This window comes from Plantactinospora sp. B5E13, assembly GCF_039871775.1.
Lineage (GTDB): Bacteria > Actinomycetota > Actinomycetes > Mycobacteriales > Micromonosporaceae > Plantactinospora.
The window spans coordinates 1-18483 of sequence record NZ_JBDPLT010000071.1 but is presented as its reverse complement, the minus strand read 5'-3'; the positions used below and the strand labels follow the sequence as shown (position 1 = coordinate 18483).

Genomic DNA, 18483 nt, shown 5'->3' with positions numbered 1-18483 from the left:
CGTCCCCAGGTGGGGCGCTGCGGATGTGGCGGGACTCGTCCCGGGGCTCAGCGGTTCGTCGGCCCGCCGCCGGAGGTCGGCTGGACCCGCTCGAACCGTACCCGGCTCAGCCATCCGGGGAGGTCACTGAGCACGTACAACTCGCCGTGCACGTCGGCGTCGATCGCGGTCGGCTGGATGGGGAAGTTGCCGATCGTGGCGGACTCGTAGCCGCCGTTGGGCTTGGGGCGTACGGCGAACGCGAGGGTCGAACAGTAGTCGCTCGCCACGTAGGTGCCCCACGCCTCCGGGGTGGCGGACCCTCGGTACACCACGCCGCCGGTCACCGAGCAGCTCTCCGTCATGAAGTGTTCGTACTCGAAGACCGGGTCGGTGTACCGCACGCCGGGCCGGCACTGCTCCGGGTCGAACACCGGGGTGCCCTCCCGGCAGGACCAGCCGAGGTTCGCCCCACGTTGCCACGGGCGGATGTGGTTGATCTCCTCGACCAGGCCCTGGCCGACGTCACCGATCCAGAGGGAGTTGTCGACCGGGTCGACGGAGAACCGCCACGGGTTGCGCAGGCCGTAGACCCAGATCTCCGGCCGTGCGCCGCGCGTGTGGACGAACGGGTTGTCGGAGGGTACGCAGTAGGGCTTCGCCCCGCAGGTGCGGTTGACGTCGATCCGCACGATCTTGCCGAGCAGGGTGCCGAGGTTCTGGCCGGACTTGAACGGGTCGTTCGCGTGGCCGCCGTCGCCGAGGGACCAGTAGAGGTAGCCGTCGCGGCCGAAGGCCACCTGTCCGCCGTTGTGGTTGTTGTACTCAGCGTGCTCCTGGGTGAGCAGCACCTGCAGCCGGTCAGGTGCGCTGATCGGCAGTCGCGCCAGGGTCAGTGCGCCGGCCGGCAGGCTCGTGTAGGCCACGTAGAGCATCCCGGTCCGCGCGAAGTTCGGCGCAGGGGTGATGCCGAGGAGGCCGCGCTCGTTGCCGGACGTGTCGATCCGGGCGGTCAGGTCGAGCACCGGCTCGGCCGCCAGGCCGGTGTCGGGGTGGTAGGCGCGGACGGTGCCGTTCTTCTCCGCGATCAGCATCCGGCCGTCCGGCAGCCCGGTGAGCGCGATCGGACGCTGCAGCCCGAAAGCCACCTGTTCGGATACCACGGTCAGCTCGGTGAGTGGCACCGGGCGGGTGTGGGGTGGGCCGGCCACGGCGGTGCCGGCCACCGACGCCGGTGGCAACAGGAGTGCGGACAGGGCCAGAACGAGCAGGCTGGCCAGCCTGGTGGCCGGGCGACGACGCGGTCGCGACATGTGTCAGCTCCTCGGGCAGGTGGTGTGGAGGACGCGATCTGGGAGCTTTCCCACACTACATCTACCATGGTCAATGTCCAACCCGTCATCCCGGCTCGCCGCCGTCCCGGTCGGAGCAGGACTCTCGGTCGACAGGACGGCGCGGACGCGACCACGATCGTCTCCATCGGGACGTCCTGCGGACGATCTGAGTGGCACGCTCCGGTCCACTGCTGTCACTCTCCGTCGCGTTCGGCGAGCCGCTTGAGGTTCAGCAACTGTCGGCGGGCCATCACCAGGTCGCCGACGCAGAGCCCGAGCGCGACCAGCCGGTTCGTCCGCATGACGACCTTGAGCAGCAGGCGTGTGAGGTGGTCCTCGACGGGGACGAGGAGGTAGGACATGACGGCGCCCATGATCTCCCCGGTGAGCTGTTGTCCCGGGGCGACCGAGAGGATCCGGCCCTGCGCACGTCCGGCGACGGCGGTGAACGGCTCTCCCGCGGTCGGCTCGGGCAGGCCGGCCAACCGTCGGGGCGAGCGGCGGCCGAGATTGTCGATCCAGTCGTACGAGTACGGCGCGAGCCGCACCTGGGCCACCCACGGCCACACCGCCGTCGTGGGCGCGTCGACGCGTACCCCTCGCCAGGCCTGCAGGGTGGGTGCGGCGACGAAGTCGTCGCACGGGTAGGGGCGCGAGACGTCGTCGTCGGTCACGCCCCAGCGGTCACCGAGCATGCGCCCGCCGTCCCGCCCGGCCCGGCGCCAGCGTGGTACGCGGATCCACGGCGACGGTGCCGCCGAAGTCGTCGACGAGCCGGCCGAGGGACGTGATGACGCGCTGTTGCTGTGCCGGCGGCCGGGGCAGGTACGGTTCGAGCATCTGCGCCGGCGTCGGCCGGGCGGTCTCGGACAGGTCGGCTATCGGCCCGAACGCGTCCATCGCCTCACGCCCACATCCTCACGGTCAGACGGCGAGCAAGCCAGGGGCAGGATCCGGCTCGCGGAGCAGGTGCCGACCTTCGCGGCTATCCACAGATAACCGAAACTTTTGGTTTGAGAAACCTGGCCCCGTCTGCAAACCTGAAGGTCATCGATCGATGTGACCGCTAACATGATCTCTTTTGTCTGTGGAGGCCCGCCCGCCTGACGAGCACCCTGGCTCCGCTCGCCGCTGACCCGTTCCGCCACCCTAAAAGAGCCAACGCCGCCATGGCCACCGTCCGGTCGGACAGGTGACTGTTATCGCTCACCATGTCACCGCCTCGTGCGCTCCGAGAGCCGGAAAACGTCGCAACGTCCCTCTGACGCAACTGGAGTATCAAGATGAATCCCCGGACCCGTCCCTCCGGGCGTCGATTCCGAACTCTCGTGTTCTCCGGAGTCGCCGCTGTAGTCACGTCGACACCAGGAACGGGCGGAACCGGAGCGGCGGGCTCGGCACACGCCGAACCTGCGCTTCGGCAGCGCCGCCGTCCGTGCCTTCCTGCCGTCAGAACGTCGTTGTTGTCACTCGCGGTGCTCGTCGCCGCCGTGTCGCCGGCCGTGGTGGCGAATCAGATGCCGGCCTCGGCCGCCGCCCAGGAAACCTACTACGTCGCTCCCGACGGCAACGACAGCAACCCGGGAACGATCACCTCACCCTTCAGAACGCTACAACGCGCGCGGGACGTCGTTCGCACGGTGAACGCGAACATGACCGGCGACATCCAGGTGTACCTTCGCGGCGGAATCTATCCGGTGAGCAGCACGATCGAGTTCGGGCCGGGCGACTCCGGCACCAACGGTCACCGGGTCGTCTACTCCGCCTACCCCAACGAGACGCCGGTGCTCGACGGCGGTGTGCGGGTGACCGGGTGGACCCAGCACAGTGGCAACATCTGGAAGGCGCCGCTCGACCGGGCCAACAAGCTGCGGGCGCTCTATGTCAACGACAAGCGCGCGTTCATGGCCTCGAAGACGATCAGCTCGGCCGGATGCTACGGGACGTACACCGTCACGGCCGGGCAAGCCGCATGGGCCTGGGAATCGGGGTCGCAGTGTGACGGCGCCAGGTACAGCCTGAACGACTTTCCCGCCATCGCCCGCAACCATGACGATATCGAGATCGAGACGGGGACGACCTGGACCACGGCCTTCGTCGGAGTCCGCCAGGTGACCACCAGCTCCGACGGTGCGAACCGGGTAGCCCTCTTCCAGCAACCAGGTGCGGCCATCGCCCAGGGTGCGTTCAACGGCAACGCCCAGGTCGGCGGCACCCACAAACTCATGAACGCCTACGAGTTCCTGGACACGCCGGGCGAGTTCCACTTCGACAAGACCAGTCGCACCCTGTACTTCTACAAGGGCAGCACCGAGAACATGTCGACCGCGACGGTGATCGCACCGAACAACGTGTCCACCCTGCTGCGGATCGCCGGCACCTCGACGAGCAGTCACGCGCGAAACATCACGTTCTCCGGTCTCACCGTGCAGCACTCCGACTGGAACCTGTTCACCGTCGCCGGCTCTGCCTTCAAGCAGGCGCAACAGGGCAATCTCGGCGCGCAGGCGTACGCCAGGGGAAACTTCCACGTCTACTACTACCGCAACGTCGACGTCACGCCCGGCATCATCCAGGTCCAGAACGCCGACGGGATCGTCCTGCAGCGTAACCGGGTCCAGCACACCGGCGCCGACGGAATCAACATGGTCAACGACGTGCAGGGCAGCCAGTTGGTCGGCAACCACACCAACGACATCGCCGGCTCCGCCATCACCGTGGGGCATCCCCAGCACGTCTACCTCGGAGACGGCACCTCGACCAACCGCGAGAAGTACTCCCCGCAGGTCGAGGGGTTGCCGAAGAACATCGACATCAGGAACAACCACCTCTACGACAGTGCGGTCCTGTTCAACGGACACAGCCCGATCTCGGCGTACTTCGTCGACACCCTCACCGTGCAGCGCAACCGGATCGAAAAAGCTCCGTGGTCGGGTATAACACTCGGTTGGGGGTGGTGGAACTTCGACGGGTCAGCGGGCTCGATCGCACCGAACCGGCCGACCACCACGGCGCGGAACAACACCATCAGCCACAACCACATCATCGACACGGTGCAGCGGCTCAGTGACACGGCTCCGATCTACACGCTCGGCAGCCAGCCGGGCACCATGATCACCAACAACTATCTCCAGGGCGTTCCCTCGGGCCACAAGTACGGACTCCACCCGGACGAGGGATCGGCGTACATCACGTTCCGGGACAACGTCCTGAGCATCGACAAGAACGTCACCTGGATGATCAATTCCGACGACTTCGGGCGGAAGCACGACCTGAGCATCACGCAGATCCACGGGCCGATCAACAAGGTCTCGAACAAGAATCTGCCGAACAGCACGATCGGCGACATCATCGTCTCCTCCGACTATGTCTGGCCGGCGGCGGCCTACGGCATCGCCGTCAACTCCGGACTCGAGGACGCGTACCGGGACATCGTCCCGGCGGGCGATCTCTCCCTGCCGAACCACGTCCTGCCGGCCAGCACGTTCGTCACCAGCGCGACGGCGTCGATCCCGATCCGCAGCACCGGCGACGCCACCAGCTCGGTCTGGCTGGCCCCCTCCGGCACCACCACCTTCACCGCCGGCCCGACCATGAGCAGGGCGTCCGGCACCGCCACGTCGATCGCCGTGCCGGCGTCGCCGGGGGAGTACCGGCTCTACGTCGTCGACGCCCAGGGCAACCGGTCGGCGGAGTCGACCTCCGTCGTCCGCCAGCAGAGCGGCGGCGGTCAGCAGGGCACGCAGCTCGTGGGCGGCCAGTCCGGCCGCTGCGTCGAGGTGCCCAACTCCACGACCGCCAACGGCACCCAGGTGCAGCTCTGGGACTGCGGCGGTGGCACCAACCAGCGGTGGACCTCCACCGCCGGCAGGCAACTGACGGTGTACGGCAACAAGTGCCTGGACGCCTCCGGGGCGGGCACGGCAAACGGCACCGCGGTCATCATCTGGGACTGCCACGGTGGGCTCAACCAGCAGTGGAACGTCAACACCAACGGGACCATCACAAACGTGCAGTCCGGGCTCTGCCTGGATGCCAACGGTGCCGCCACCGCCAACGGCACAAAGATCATCCTCTGGTCGTGCAACGGCGGCGCGAACCAGCGGTGGACCCTGCGTACCTGACGAACCTCACCCGGGGCCGGGCCGACCGGCCCGGCCCCGGGGCTGGTCGGCTTCGCCGTCGCCGGCCCGACGCGCACCGGGTCACCCGGTCAGCTCACCGGAAGGTCCAGGCAGGAGCCGCAGAACCCGCTGGGCGGCGGGGTCGGGTACTCCTCGTCGTCGTAGAAGATGTACTGCGTCACCAGCGGGTCGGTGGTGGGGATCGGCGCCATGACGGCCGGCCCGTCCGTTGGCCAGGTCACCCGTACGCAGGCCATCCGGTCGGTGAGCGTCCGCATCGCGCAGACACCCGCCTCCCGGGCCGTGGGCACCGACCGGAAGAGGCCGGAGAACGAGGTCGGCCCGTCGGACTGGTACCACACCAACGCGCGGGAGTCGGCGCTCGCGGCCATGTCCAACGGGTGGAACACGACAAGCGCGAAGGCAGGCTCCCCGGCGAACGGCGCGCACGGCGTCGCGTCGCCGTGCAACGCGGTCTGCCCGTCGGCGCTCGTCTCGATCGCGGTGAACTGACCGGTCGCGCAGTGCAACGGTGGCCAGGCCTGGGCGGCCCGGGCTGGCATGACCGTGCCGAGCACCAGCGCCAGCGTGGTGGCGAGCGCGGCGAGGGCGCGGCCGGCTGGTCGTACGAACGATGGTGACACGCAGATCTCCTCAGCTGGTGGCGGCGTCGGCGGACCCTGGGCCGCCGGTGTCGCCGTGACGAGGCGGCTCGGGCGCGGCGCCGGCGGCGCCGAGCACCAGCGCGAGTTGGAACCGGTTCTCGACGCCGAGGCGGTCCATCAGGTGCCGCATGGTGTACGCAACGGTGCGGACGCTGAGCCGCAGTTCCTGCGCCGCCGACTGGTCGGTGTGTCCCATGGCGAGCAGGCGCACCACGGCCTGCTCGCGGTGGTTCAGGTCGATGGGCGACACTCCCTGCTTCCGTGGATCGGTGCCGTCGGCCCACAGTCGGTCGAACATTCCGACCAGGGCCCGTACGACCTCGGGGTCGGCAACTTCGACGTAGCCCCTCTCGAGGTCCAGGGGATCGCTCGGCAGGAACACGACACGCCGGTCGAACACCATCAGTTTGAGCGGCAGCGCGGCCAGTTCCCGGTACAGCCCGCCGGAGCGGCCGAGCGCGGTGGCGTACGCGTTCCACCGGTCGCCGTCGCTGGGTGGCAGGCCCAGCACCCGCAGCCGGATGCCGCGGGCCAGCATGCTGTTGTCCAGCGGCAGGGCCGCCGCGGTCGCCTCGGAGTCGAAGACCTCCTCGGTGTTGATGGCCAGGTGCTCGTGGCGTTCCGCGGCGATGAGGCTCGCCGCCCGTTGCCGGGCGGCGGCCCGGGTCGGCCACCGGCGTACCGCGGCATCCGTCAGGGTGCTCAGGCCCACGCCGCTGACTGTCGCGACGTGCCGGCGCCACCGTTCGAGCGCGGAGTCCGGCCGGCGGCGTTGCCGCAGCGTGTCGAGTACCCGTTCCCGCGCCACCGCCTCCCACACCAGCCCGTCCCTCGACCACTGCCCGGCGTGGGCGGTAGCGAGGGCGGGACGGACCGCCTCCACCGCCACGAGTTCGTCGAGCGCCCGACTCACCCGGGTCTGGGGCATGCCCAGCTCCCGGGCGAGTCGCGCGACCGTACGGGGGCCCAGCATCAGCAACGCGCGGTAGCCGAGATCGGCGTCGGGCGTCACCCCCCACCTGGTCAGCCTCGGAACAACCTCCGTCGATACCCCCAACGGAACCCCCCTGTCCCGGACCGGTCCTGCCCCCTTGCCAGGACAGGAGAACACCCCCCGCAGGCCCTGTGAAGGCCAGCGTCCAGGTTTGCAGGTTCCTGCAACCGCGCTCGGGGCCGTTGCAGGAACCGGCAACAAAATCGGGACGTTTGCCGCGGCGCTCGCCCGGTCGATTGTCGCGGCCGGAGATCGACGGATACACCTCTCCCGCCGTTCATGCACGTTCAGAGGGGGGCCTGGTGACCGGTGTGCTGAAACGCCATGTCAGATTTTTTCCCGGATTCCGATCACGAACTTCGCGACGGCGGACCGCCGTGGTGGTCGCGGCGGCGCTGCTCGCGGCCGGGGTGTACGCCGCGCCGGCCCGGGCCGCCGACGAGCCGCCGGACAGTCCGCTCCCGATCCCGGACTGTCCGTCGTTCCAGGGTGATCCGTCCGCGCAGGACGAGTTCGAGGCGTACCGGATCGCGCTTGCCTGTGAGACCAACGTCGAGGTTCTCGGACTGCGCGACGTCGACCGGCAGGTGTACGCCACCCCGGCCGGGACCCTCGACGCACAGATCGCGGTCGAGCCGTACCAGGTGCCGACAGCGGACGGCGGGTGGGTGCCCATCGACCCGACGCTGGTCGCGCGTCCGGACGGTACGGCGGCCGCTGCGGCGACGGTGATCCGGATCGAGACCGGCCCGGGCGGGGACCGGCCCTTCGTCACCGCGACCGACCCCGACGGTGGATCCCTCTCGTTGCGCTGGCCACACGGGCCGCTGCCGGCACCGGTACTCAACGGCCCGGTGGCGACGTTCCCCGGCGTCCTGCCGGACGTCGACCTCGCCGTACAGGCCGAGTCGGTCGGGTTCTCCTGGGTGCTGGTCGTCAGGTCGGCGGAGGCGGCGGCCAACCCGGTGTTGTCGTCGATCCGGGTGGGGATCGAGACGGTCGGCCTGACCACGGTCGAGGATCCCGGGTCGGGAACCATCGGCGTGGTCGACGACTCCGGCGCGGTGGTGTTCGAGGCGGGGCAGGCCATCATGTGGGACTCGTCCGTGCCCGGAGACCCGGCGGCCCGCACCGCTGCGGCGCCGCCGGCCGATCCCGGTCGGATCGGTCACGTCGACGTGGACCTCACCGACACCGGCGTCGTGCTGGGCCCCGACGCGGCGATGCTGGCCGACCCAGACGTGACGTTTCCGCTCTACATCGACCCTCCGTTCACCTCGACCCGCAAGGCCTGGGCGAACGTGTTCTCCGGAGCCGCGAGCCGGGGCTGGACCGGCGACAGCAGCTGGCCCCGCTCGGGGGGCATGCGGGTCGGGCTGGACACCTGGAGCAACTGCGGCAGCGGCTGCGGCCTGTGGCGGTCGGTGATCACCCTCGACGTCGGCAAGTTGAGAGGCAGGTACATCGCCTCGGCGAGCGTGCACATGCTCCAGACCCACCTGGGCGGGTGCGGCGACCGGTACCTGCAGCTGTGGCGGACCAAGGAGATCACGAACAGCGTTTCGTGGAACGGCGTCAGCTGGCTGTACGGGGAACCGTTGCAGTCAAAGCTCGTGCCGTCGTCGAACCAGACCGGGTGTTCGGGCAAGACGAACGAGTGGGTCGAGTTCGACGGCGCCGAGGTCAGGAAGCGGGTGCAGTCGGCGGCCGACCAGAACTACGCCGCGATCTCGTTCGGGGTGCGGTCCGCCAACGAGGACACCCGGGACGCCTGGCGGCGGATCCGGATCGACTCGGTGAAGCTGCACGTCACCTACTACATCTACCCGCCGTCGCCGGACCGGCTCACCGTCGACGGGACCTCCTGCGTCCGGAACATCTCCGGCTCACCGTGGATCACGTCGCGGTACCCGACCCTGTCGGCACGGGCCCGGTCCACCGAGTCGGAGTCGGTCTACCTGCGGATGCGGATCCGGAAGTACGGCTCGGACACCAACCACTACTGGTACCGCACGCCGGATCCGGTGGGCGGCAATCCGACCGTCAACCGCCGGATCACCACCTCCCTGCCGGACGGCCGGTACGAGTGGCAGGCCCGCAGCGACTCCCGACAGACCGACGCGGTGAACTCCGGATACACCGACCTGTGCTACTTCCGGGTCGACGCCACGAAGCCGTCGGTCCCGACGGTGACCGCGCCCGCCGGCCCGTTCACCGAGGGGCGGGACGTGGTCCTGTCGGTGTCGGCGTCGGATCCCGAGGTCAACGGCTTCCACTCCGGCCTGGACCGCTACGAGTACTCGTGGAACACGCCGGTCTTCGACCAGAAGGTCACCACGAGCGGGACCGCCACGGTCACCCGTACGGCTGCGACGGCGGGCCGACACGTGCTGTACGTGCGCTCGGTCGACACCGCGGGAAACGTGTCCGACGAGCGGGCGTACACCTTCTTCGTCGGCCGGGACATCCCGGCGACGGAGATGGGGATGTGGCGGTTCGAGGGTGACACGTTCGACGACACCCGGCACGGGCGTGACCTGACCCGCACCGCCGGCACCGGCCCGGTCTACGGCCCGGACCGGGCCGGGCGTACGGCCGGGGCGCTGGTCCTCGACGGGACGACCTGCCTCAGCTCGCCGGAGGTGCCGATCCGCACCGATGCCGCGTTCACCGTCGCGTTGTGGGTACGGCTCGACGCGGCCAGCGGGTACACGAAGGTGCTGACCCAGGGCAACGAGCAGCACTCCGCGTACCAGATCCAGTACGACGCCGCACTGAACAAGTGGAACTTCTCGCTGCTCAGCGCCCCCGGAACCGACTTCTCCTGGAAGAGTGTGGGGGCGGTGAGCCCGGCGGCGCCGGGTACCTGGCTGCACGTGGCCGGGACCTACGACCCGGACGCCGGGGTACAGCGGTTGTACCTCGACGGCGCGCTCGCGGCCGAACAGGCGGTCTCCTTCACACCGTGGAACGCCGCGAAGACGTTCAGCCTCGGCTGCCTGCGTAACCCGTCGGGATCGCACGGCCACTTCCTCACCGGGGCGGTCGACAGCGTCGCGGTGTGGCAGGGGCTGGCCACCACCGCGCAGATCCAGGCCGCGATGACCGACCTGCCGGCAGCCGCCGAACTGGTCCGCTGGGAGTTCCGGGACGGCGGAACCGACTCGTCGCGGTACGGCCGCCCCCTCGCCCTGGGTGAGGACGTTGTCGTCGGTGAGGACCCGTTCCACCGGCCGAGCGGGGCGGTGGAACTCGACGGCGCGACCTGCCTGGAGTCGTCCGGGCCCATCCTGGCGACGGAGCGCTCGTACTCGGTGAGCAGCTGGGTACGGATCGACTCGGTTGACGAACTCGGAGCGATCGTCTCCACCTTCGCCGCCGAAGACCACGCCGGGCTCGAGCTGTCCGTACGGCCCACCACGAAGTCCGGGTACGACTACGAGTTCGAGGACGACTTCCGGGCCCCGACGGGGGTGTCAGCCGCGGGAGGAATGTCAGCCGCAGCGGTCGTAACGGCGCTCGGCTACGGCCGTTTCGGGCAGTGGCACCACATCGCGCTGGCGGTCGATGTCACCACCGACAGGCTCACGTTCTATCTCGACGGCAGCCTGGCCAAGTCGGTGCTGGGACCCCCGGCCTGGACGGTGATCGACAACCCGGTGCTCCTCGGCTGCTCCTACGGATGGAACTCCGCGGGCGTGGACCCGCGTGCGTACCACCTCGACGGGGCGCTGCACGACGTACGGCTGTGGCGGGGTGTGGTCAGCGCGGCCGACGTCACGTCGATGTTCGGTGGCCCGCCGGCCGAACTCCAGGCCCGTTGGCGGCTGGAGGGTGCCGGGACGGACACCTCCGGGCGTGGGCACGCCCTCACCCTCGAGGGCGACACCCGGTACGACGACGGCTGGTGGTGCGACCCGGACGGTGCGCTGGAGCTGGGTGGTGCCGGCTCGGCGGTCACCGCCGGGCCGGTGATCGCCACCGACGAGTCCTTCACCGTCTCGGCCTGGGTACGGCTGAACACCGTGACCGCGCACGCTCAGGTCGTGACGGCGGCCGGTCAGCAGACCAGCGCCTTCCGGTTGCAGTACAACGCCGACCGGCAACTGTTCGGCTTCGCCATGACCAGCGGCGACGTCGCCAGCCCCACGTGGAAGGTCGCCTACGGCGGCCCGACGCCGACGGTCGGCACCTGGTACCACCTCGCCGGCGTCTACGACCTGCGCGCCAAGCAGACACGGTTCTACGTCAGCGGCGCGCTGGTCGCCACCGGCACCGGACCCGACAGCCCGTGGAGGGCGACGGGGCCGTTGCTGGTCGGGGCTGCGAGCACCACCCCCGGGACCCGCATCTCGCGGCTCGACGGCGCCATCGACGACGTCGTCGTCTGGCAGGGGGCGATCCCCGAGTACGTGCTCTCCCACATCGCCGACGCGCCGGTACCGCAATGCTGACCTCAAGGAGTCGGAACTCCACCATGCCGCAGACACACTCCAGGGCGAGCCACGGCGTGGCCGCGCCGGACCGGTCGGCCGCCTACCGGAAGTCGCTGGCCGCGGCGACCTCGGTCGTCGTGGCGGCGTCCGTGGTGCTGGCCGCCACGCCAGCGGCCGCCGCCGGATTCGACCGTGACCCGCAGTCCTACCCGTCCACGCCGGTGGAATCGGTGTCGGGTGCGCCGTCGGCGTTCCAGGACGCCGCCGCCAACTGGACCGGGGAGCCCGCCGACAGCGTCGGTGGCGCGGACAGCGGTGACTGGACGGCCACCGACCTGTCCCCGACCGGCGCGTGGTCCCACGGCGGCTCGTCCGGCGCGTTCAGCTACTCGTACGGCCTGCGGGTCCCGCCCGCCGCTGGACCGGTGCCCGAGCTGGCGTTGTCGTACTCGTCCGCCACCCATGACGGCCGGACCTCGGGCAGCAACAACCAGGCGTCCTGGATCGGCGACGGCTGGTCCTACACGCCCGGGTTCGTCGAACGCAGCTATGTCGGCTGCGCCGACGACGAGGGCGGCAACCAGGGCGACGACCCGACCGGAGACCTCTGCTGGGACGGCGACTCCCCGGCGGTGACGATCTCGCTGGCCGGCGTCACCACCGCGCTCGTCCGGGACGACGACAGCGGCCGGTGGCGGGCGGAGGAGGACGCCGACTGGCGGATCGCCCACTCCGGCGCGCCGGCGGGCCCCGGCACCGCCAGCACGGAACGCTGGACGGTCACCACCACCGACGGCACCGTGCACCACTTCGCCGCCGAGGCGGGTTCACGGTGGACGGTGCCGGTCTTTGGCAACCACTCCGGCGAGGCCTGCCACTCCTCCGGTGACTTCGCCGGGTCGCGGTGCGACCAGGCGTACCGGTGGATGCTCGACCGGAGCGTCGACGTGCACGGGAACCTGGTCCGGTACACGTACGGCACCGCGACCGGCCGGTACGCGCCGGCCGTCGACCCGGCGAGGACCGCGACCTACGTCCGCGAGGGCTGGCTGGAACGCATCGACTACGGTCTGCGCACGGACGCCGCCGGAGTGGTCACCGGCCGGGTCGAGTTCACCGTCGCCGACCGTTGCCTGTCGTCGTGCCGCGACTCCGACGGAGACCCGGTCGAGGACAACTGGCCGGACACCCCCTGGGACCTGGGCTGCGCCGCCGGGCAGACCTGTACGCAGTACTCGCCGGCGTTCTTCGGCACGAAGCGCCTGACGACAGTGACCACCCGGGTCGCCGCCGGCAGCGGGTTCAGCCCGGTCGACTCGTGGGCGTTGACCCACGAGTTCAAGGACTACGGCGACGAGGAACAGGTGGTGCTCTGGCTCGCCTCGGTCCGGCACACCGGGCACGTCGGTGGCACCGCCTCGACGCCGCCGGTGGAGTTCGGCGGCACGTTCCTGCCCAACCGGGTCGACGCCGGCGAGGCGTTCCCCAACATCTGGCGCCCGCGGCTGACGTCGATCCGGAACGAGACCGGTGGGGTCACCACGGTCAACTACTCCGAGCCCGACTGCGGTGCCGGCGACCTGCCGGCGAGCCGGCACCAGAACGGCCGGCTGTGCTACCCGGTCCGGCACACCCCGGACGGGCTGTCGGAGCCGGTCGACGTGTACTTCCACAAGTACGTCGTCCGGTCGGTCGCCGAGTCCGACGCCACCGGCGGCGGCGAGACGATGTGGACGTTCTACGACTACTCCACCGACGGCGGCGGCACCAGCGTGCTGTGGGCGTGGGACGACGCGGAGTACGTCGCCGACGACGACCGCACCTGGAGCCAGTGGCGCGGCTACCCGGAGGTCGTCACCCGGGTCGGCGACCCGGCCGACCCGGGCCCGCAGCTGCGGACCCGTACCCGCTACTACCGGGGTCTGCACGGCGACCGGCTGCCCGACGGCGGCAGCCGCCAGGTGACGCTGCGCGACTCGGGCGGCAACACCGTCACCGACCACCGGGCGCTGGCCGGGGCGGAGTGGGAGTCGGCGTCGTTCGACGACACCACCCTGATCGAGTCGGCCACCACCTGGTACTGGACCTCCCGGACGGCGCGGCGCGGCTACGACGGCGGCACCCTCGAGGCGTGGCTCACCGGACAGAGCCGGGTCGACACCCGGACGAGGCTGTCCGGCTCGGCGTGGCGTACCACCCGTACCGAGACGGGCTACGACGCGCACGGCCGGGCGGTGAGCCTGCACGAGCACGGTGACGTCGCCGTCGGCGGCGACGAACGCTGTGTACGGACCACGTACGCGGACAACGCCGGTGCCTGGTTGCTGGAATCGGTGGCCACCGTCGGGGCCGTCTCGGTCGGCTGTACGACAACACCGCAGCGTCCCGCGCAGGTCATCGGGGCGGTCCGCGCCTACTACGACGGGCACGCCTCGTACACCGCCGCGCCGTCGCGCGGCCTGATGACCCGCGCGGAGGCGCTGGACTCCTGGACCGGCACACCGGAGTACCGGACGACGGGGGAGTCGACGTACGACAACCTCGGCCGGCCGTTGACCGCCGCCGACGCGCTCGGGCGGACCACGACCACGGCGTACACGCCGGCGGGCGGTGGGCCGCTGACCCGGACGACGACCACCAACCCGGCCGGGCAGGTCACCAGGACATCCCTCGCGCCGGCCTGGGGCGTCACCGTGGAGACGGTCGCGCCGGGCGACCGCCGGACCGTCGTCGCCCACGACGCGTTGGGCCGTCGGACCGGAGTGTGGCTGCCCGGCCGGGACCCGGCCACCCAGGGCCCGAACTCGCGCTTCGGCTACGGCGTCTCGGCGACGGCGCCGAGCACGGTCACCACCGAGAACATGATCCAGGACGGGTCGTACCTGAGGTCGGTCGCGCTCTACGACTCGTTGCTGCGGCCCCGGCAGACCCAGGCGCAGACCTACGGCGGGCGACTGGTGTCCCAGACCGTGTACGACTCCTACGGGCGCACCCGGCACGACTCCGGTCCGGTCTTCAACAACGCCTCCGGACCGACCGGAACGCTGGTGTGGATCAGCCGGACCAACGACGTGTCCCGTACCGAGTACGCCTACGACGGCGCGGGACGGGTCAGCAGCGAGATCTTCGTCGTCAAGGACCGGGAGAGGTGGCGCACCAGCTACCGCTACGGCGGCCACGACACGCACTGGATGACCACGACCATCGCCCCGCAGGGCGGCACGTCCCGGGCGACCCTCGACGACGCCCGGGGTCGTACCGTCGAGCTGCGTCAGTACCGCGACCGCGACGCCACCGGCGCCTTCGACGCCACCCGGTTCACCTACACCCCGGGCGGGCAGCGGGCGACCGTGACCGACCCGGTCGGCAACGTCTGGCGCTACGAGTACGACCTGCGGGGCCGGCAGACCGTCAGCCGCGATCCGGACACCGGCACCACGACCACCGCGTACGACGCCGCCGGCCAGCTGGCGGCCAGCACCGACGGACGTGGCACCAGACTGTCCTACGCGTACGACCTGCTGGGCCGTACCACGAAGGTGTGGGAGGGCGAGGCCGGCGACGGCACTCTGCTGGTCGAACGCACCTACGACGGCGCCACGAACGGCACCGGACTGCCGCACACCGCCACCCGGTGGGTCGACGGCCAGGCGTGGCGGACGGAGATCCGCGCGTACACGCCGGAGGGGCGGCCGCAGCAGGTCTACACCCACCTGCCGGCGGCGGCGGGGGCGCTCGCCGGCGCGTACTGGGAGTCGTACACCTACCACCCGGACGGCTCGCTGCGCACCTCCGGCGCGGTCGGGGCCGGTGGGCTGGCCCGGGAGCCGATGACCCACCACTACAACACGATGGGCCAGCCCGACCGGGTCACCTCCTCCGGTGACGACTTCGGCGACGGGCACGTCTACGTCGACGCGGCGGTCTACTCGCCGTACGGTCAGCTGCTGCAACGCCGGCTCGGTGACCCCGAGGTGGGCGGCTCCTCGGGCCAGGCGTGGCAGACGTGGGTCTACGAGGAGGGCACCGGCCGGCTCGCCGACTTCTACTTCGACAAGGACACCGCCGGGGAGTCCGACGGCGCCAACCACGGCGTCGCCGCCCTCTCCTACCGCTACGACCAGGCCGGCAACGTCCTGAGCATCACCGACGATCCGGTGCACACCTCGGCGGCGCTGGACCCGGAGACCCAGTGTTTCCGGTACGACCACCTGCAGCGCCTGACCGAGGCGTGGGCGCAGGCGGGCGCCGGGAGTTGTGCGGCCACCCCGACCGGGACCGTTGTCGGCGGCCCGGGTGCCTACTGGTCGTCGTACGAGTACGACACCGTCGGCAACCGCACCGCGGAGACCCGGTGGCGGCCCACCGGCCGGGTCAGGCACGACTACGCCTACCCGGCGGCCGGGCAGCCGCGTCCGCACACCGTCACGGCGGTCACGACCAACGCGGACGGCGGCGCCCGGACCGCGTTCGGCTACGACCAGGCCGGCTTCACCACCACGATCGACCGCAACGGTACGGTCGACGTCCTCGACTGGGCCCCCACCGGACGGCTGGAGACCGTCACCTCGGGGGAGGAGGCCACCACCTTCGTCGACGACGCCGACGGCAGGCGGATCCTGCGGATCGACCCCGACGGGGACATGACCGCCTGGGTCGCCGGATACGAGCTGACCTACGACGCCGCGACCCGGACGGTGCGGGCCAGCCGCTACTACCGGCACGGCGACGACCCGGTCGGCGTACGGACCGGGCGGGGCGACATCCAGTGGTTCGCCTCGGACCACCACGGCACCAACCAGTGGGTCGTCAACGGCGACACCCTGACCACCCAGGTGCGGCGCTTCGACCCGTTCGGCAACGTACGCGGCTGGGCGCCGTCGACCTGGCCGGACCAGCGGGCGTTCGTCGGCGGAATCGAGAACCCGGACCTGGGATTGACGTCGGTCGGCGCCCGGGAGTACGACCCGGCGACCGGCCGGTTCCTCTCCCGCGACCCCATCGCCGACTTCGCGGACCCGCAGCAGATCAACGGGTACGCGTACGCGAACAACACGCCGGTGTCGGCGTCCGACGCGTCGGGGTTGAAGTCGGTGCGCAAGGCCGGCAACCGTGCGGGCACGCCCGGGAAGAAGAAGCTCCCGAAGAAGCCGAAGTCGGTCGGGGTCGGGCGCTCCACCGGTGTGCGAGGCCAGGATGGCGCCGCGGGCAGCGGCAACGGCGGCGCCGGACGCAGCGGGGAGCAGAAGAAGCGGCATGCACCGAAGAACGGACGGCAGCATCCCGGAGGCGTGGGTGTGCCCTCCGGGTCGGCGCCCGGCAACCTCTGGGAGGCGTACGAGGAGTCGTACTGGAACGCCTGGGACCTGGCCTGGGACGGACTCGGCGAGGCGTGCCCCCGGGGTCCGCTCACCGCCGTGGCGTGCAACTGGGTCCAGTCGAGACCACCCGGTGGGGGTGGGTGGTGTGTGAGCGCCGGGGCCAACGCGCGCGTCTCATACGGCGTGAGCGGCTGTGCGGTCCTCACCAGGGAGGACGGCCTGGTCTTCACGGGCGCTCATCAGGGCGGCATGAGCGCCGGGGTCGGCGCCTCGGTCAACACCGGTCCGGTGCTCACCTCGTCGTCGAACGCCCAGGCGCTCGGCGGCCGGGGCTGGGGCGCCGACTATTCGTACGGCGAGATCTTCCAGTACGGCGCCGGCGGGACCATCTCCGAGACCGGCGACTGGACGGTGAACCCGCACGCGGGAGTCGGAGTCGGCGCCTGCGCGGCCGGCGGGGCCTGCAACTTCACCGTCTTCGAGGAGCAGGCGACGGCGGTGACCTGGGACGAGGTCCGGGACGCGGCGGAGACCTGGGTCGATTACGGCGGTCTTGACGTGTTGTGGGGTTGGCAGGGGCTCTGACCAGGCACTACGTCGACAGACGGCACCCTCGACCGATCGAGGGTGCCGCCTGTTGGCTGTCTGCAGGGTCAGCTGCCCTGCGGGTCGCGGCTGATCGTCAGTTGGCTCGGCCGGTGTCGGTCGCGGGCAGCAGGTCTGGTGGGGGAGATGCCGGCGAAGGTGTCGCTGACGGTTCGAGCTCGGCGGCGCGACGGCCGTCCGGCCACTGCCCAGGAGCGCGAAGATCAGGACGACAAGGCCGGCGGTGGCGACGATCTCGGCCAGCCACCTCTCCAGGACAAGATCTGGGTCCGCGGCCCCGGCGACGAACCCTGGGAGGTGTACGTGGTCAAGGGCGACTCCGACCGGTTCGGCAAGTCCGCCGGGACCCGGCCGGGAAGCGACGACAGCTGTGCCTGCGGCGACATCGGAGCGCGTGAGGGGCAACCCGCCACCGTGGGATCCGGAGACGCCGGGGGTTGCTGCTCCTGAAAAGGAGACCTGGGAGCGCACCTCGTGGGTGACCTGGAGCGAGCGCGTACGACGTTCCGGTTGACGGTCGACGACCTCGACGAAACGCCGACCGCCGGCTGGCCTGGGTGGGCCGGCCGGCGGTCGGTGTGTGGGGTGGGTCAGATGCCGTAGATGAATTGGTGGTCGACGGCGCCGGCGCTGTTGGTGTTGCGGAGGTAGACGGTGTTGTTGCCGGGTCGGCGTACGCCGGGGGTGTCGGTGCCGTCGTTGTTCCAGTCGCCGGTGATGGGGATGTCGCCGGAGGCGCCGTGGCCGTAGACGAATTGGTGGTGGAGGGTGGTGGTGGTGTTGGTGAGGTACCAGGTGGAGTTGTTGGGGCGGAAGACGCCGACGGTGTCGGTGCCGTCGTTGTTCCAGTCGCCGGCTACGGGGATGTCGCCGGAGGCGCCGTGGCCGAACTTGAATTCGTGGTGGAGGGTGGTGGTGGTGTTGGTGAGGTACCAGGTGGAGTTGCTGGGGCGGAAGACGCCGACGGTGTCGGTGCCGTCGTTGTTCCAGTCGCCGGCTACGGGGATGTCGCCGGAGGCGCCGT

At 70.6% G+C, this 18483-nt stretch carries 8 protein-coding genes and 2 pseudogenes; 4 read left to right on the top strand and 6 right to left on the bottom strand.

Features of this window, described 5'->3' with window-relative positions; genetic code table 11:
• Positions 1-47 precede the first annotated feature (47 nt).
• From ABGB05_RS34820 to ABGB05_RS34810, 3 genes are all read right to left on the bottom strand, one after another.
• Positions 48-1292 carry a PQQ-dependent sugar dehydrogenase gene (locus tag ABGB05_RS34820; protein ID WP_347658248.1) on the bottom strand — a complete coding sequence of 415 codons (1245 nt, stop codon included), beginning with the start codon at positions 1290-1292 and terminating at the stop codon, positions 48-50.
• A 215-nt stretch (positions 1293-1507) separates the two neighbouring features.
• On the bottom strand, positions 1508-1987 hold the full coding sequence (locus ABGB05_RS34815; RefSeq protein WP_347658247.1) for a polyketide cyclase: 480 nt from the start codon (positions 1985-1987) through the stop codon (positions 1508-1510).
• Between the two features lie 10 nt (positions 1988-1997).
• Positions 1998-2213, bottom strand: coding sequence for a hypothetical protein (locus ABGB05_RS34810; RefSeq protein ID WP_347658246.1), 216 nt, complete (start codon positions 2211-2213; stop codon positions 1998-2000).
• A gap of 617 nt (positions 2214-2830) precedes the next feature.
• On the opposite strand from ABGB05_RS34810, the gene ABGB05_RS34805 reads away from it, so the two are divergent.
• Entirely contained in the window at positions 2831-5437 is a 2607-nt protein-coding gene (locus ABGB05_RS34805; protein WP_347658260.1) for a ricin-type beta-trefoil lectin domain protein, read from the top strand.
• Between the two features lie 89 nt (positions 5438-5526).
• Here the strand turns inward: ABGB05_RS34805 and ABGB05_RS34800 are convergent, their stop codons facing one another.
• Positions 5527-6081 carry a hypothetical protein gene (locus ABGB05_RS34800; protein ID WP_347658245.1) on the bottom strand — a complete coding sequence of 185 codons (555 nt, stop codon included), beginning with the start codon at positions 6079-6081 and terminating at the stop codon, positions 5527-5529.
• A gap of 10 nt (positions 6082-6091) precedes the next feature.
• Complete coding sequence (locus ABGB05_RS34795) at positions 6092-7114, bottom strand: LuxR C-terminal-related transcriptional regulator (protein ID WP_347658244.1); 1023 nt, start codon at positions 7112-7114, stop codon at positions 6092-6094.
• 359 nt (positions 7115-7473) lie between these two features.
• On the opposite strand from ABGB05_RS34795, the gene ABGB05_RS34790 reads away from it, so the two are divergent.
• From ABGB05_RS34790 to ABGB05_RS34780, 3 genes and pseudogenes are all read left to right on the top strand, one after another.
• Complete coding sequence (locus ABGB05_RS34790) at positions 7474-11550, top strand: LamG-like jellyroll fold domain-containing protein (protein ID WP_347658243.1); 4077 nt, start codon at positions 7474-7476, stop codon at positions 11548-11550.
• Between the two features lie 23 nt (positions 11551-11573).
• Positions 11574-17438, top strand: a complete 5865-nt coding sequence (locus ABGB05_RS34785) for an RHS repeat-associated core domain-containing protein (protein WP_347658242.1) — start codon at positions 11574-11576, stop codon at positions 17436-17438.
• Positions 17439-17708: 270 nt separating this feature from the next.
• Positions 17709-17909, top strand: a pseudogene (locus tag ABGB05_RS34780) (glyoxalase/bleomycin resistance/dioxygenase family protein); the annotation flags it as partial.
• 140 nt (positions 17910-18049) lie between these two features.
• On the opposite strand, the pseudogene ABGB05_RS34775 reads toward ABGB05_RS34780, so the two are convergent.
• A pseudogene (locus tag ABGB05_RS34775) lies at positions 18050-18483 on the bottom strand (hypothetical protein); the annotation flags it as partial.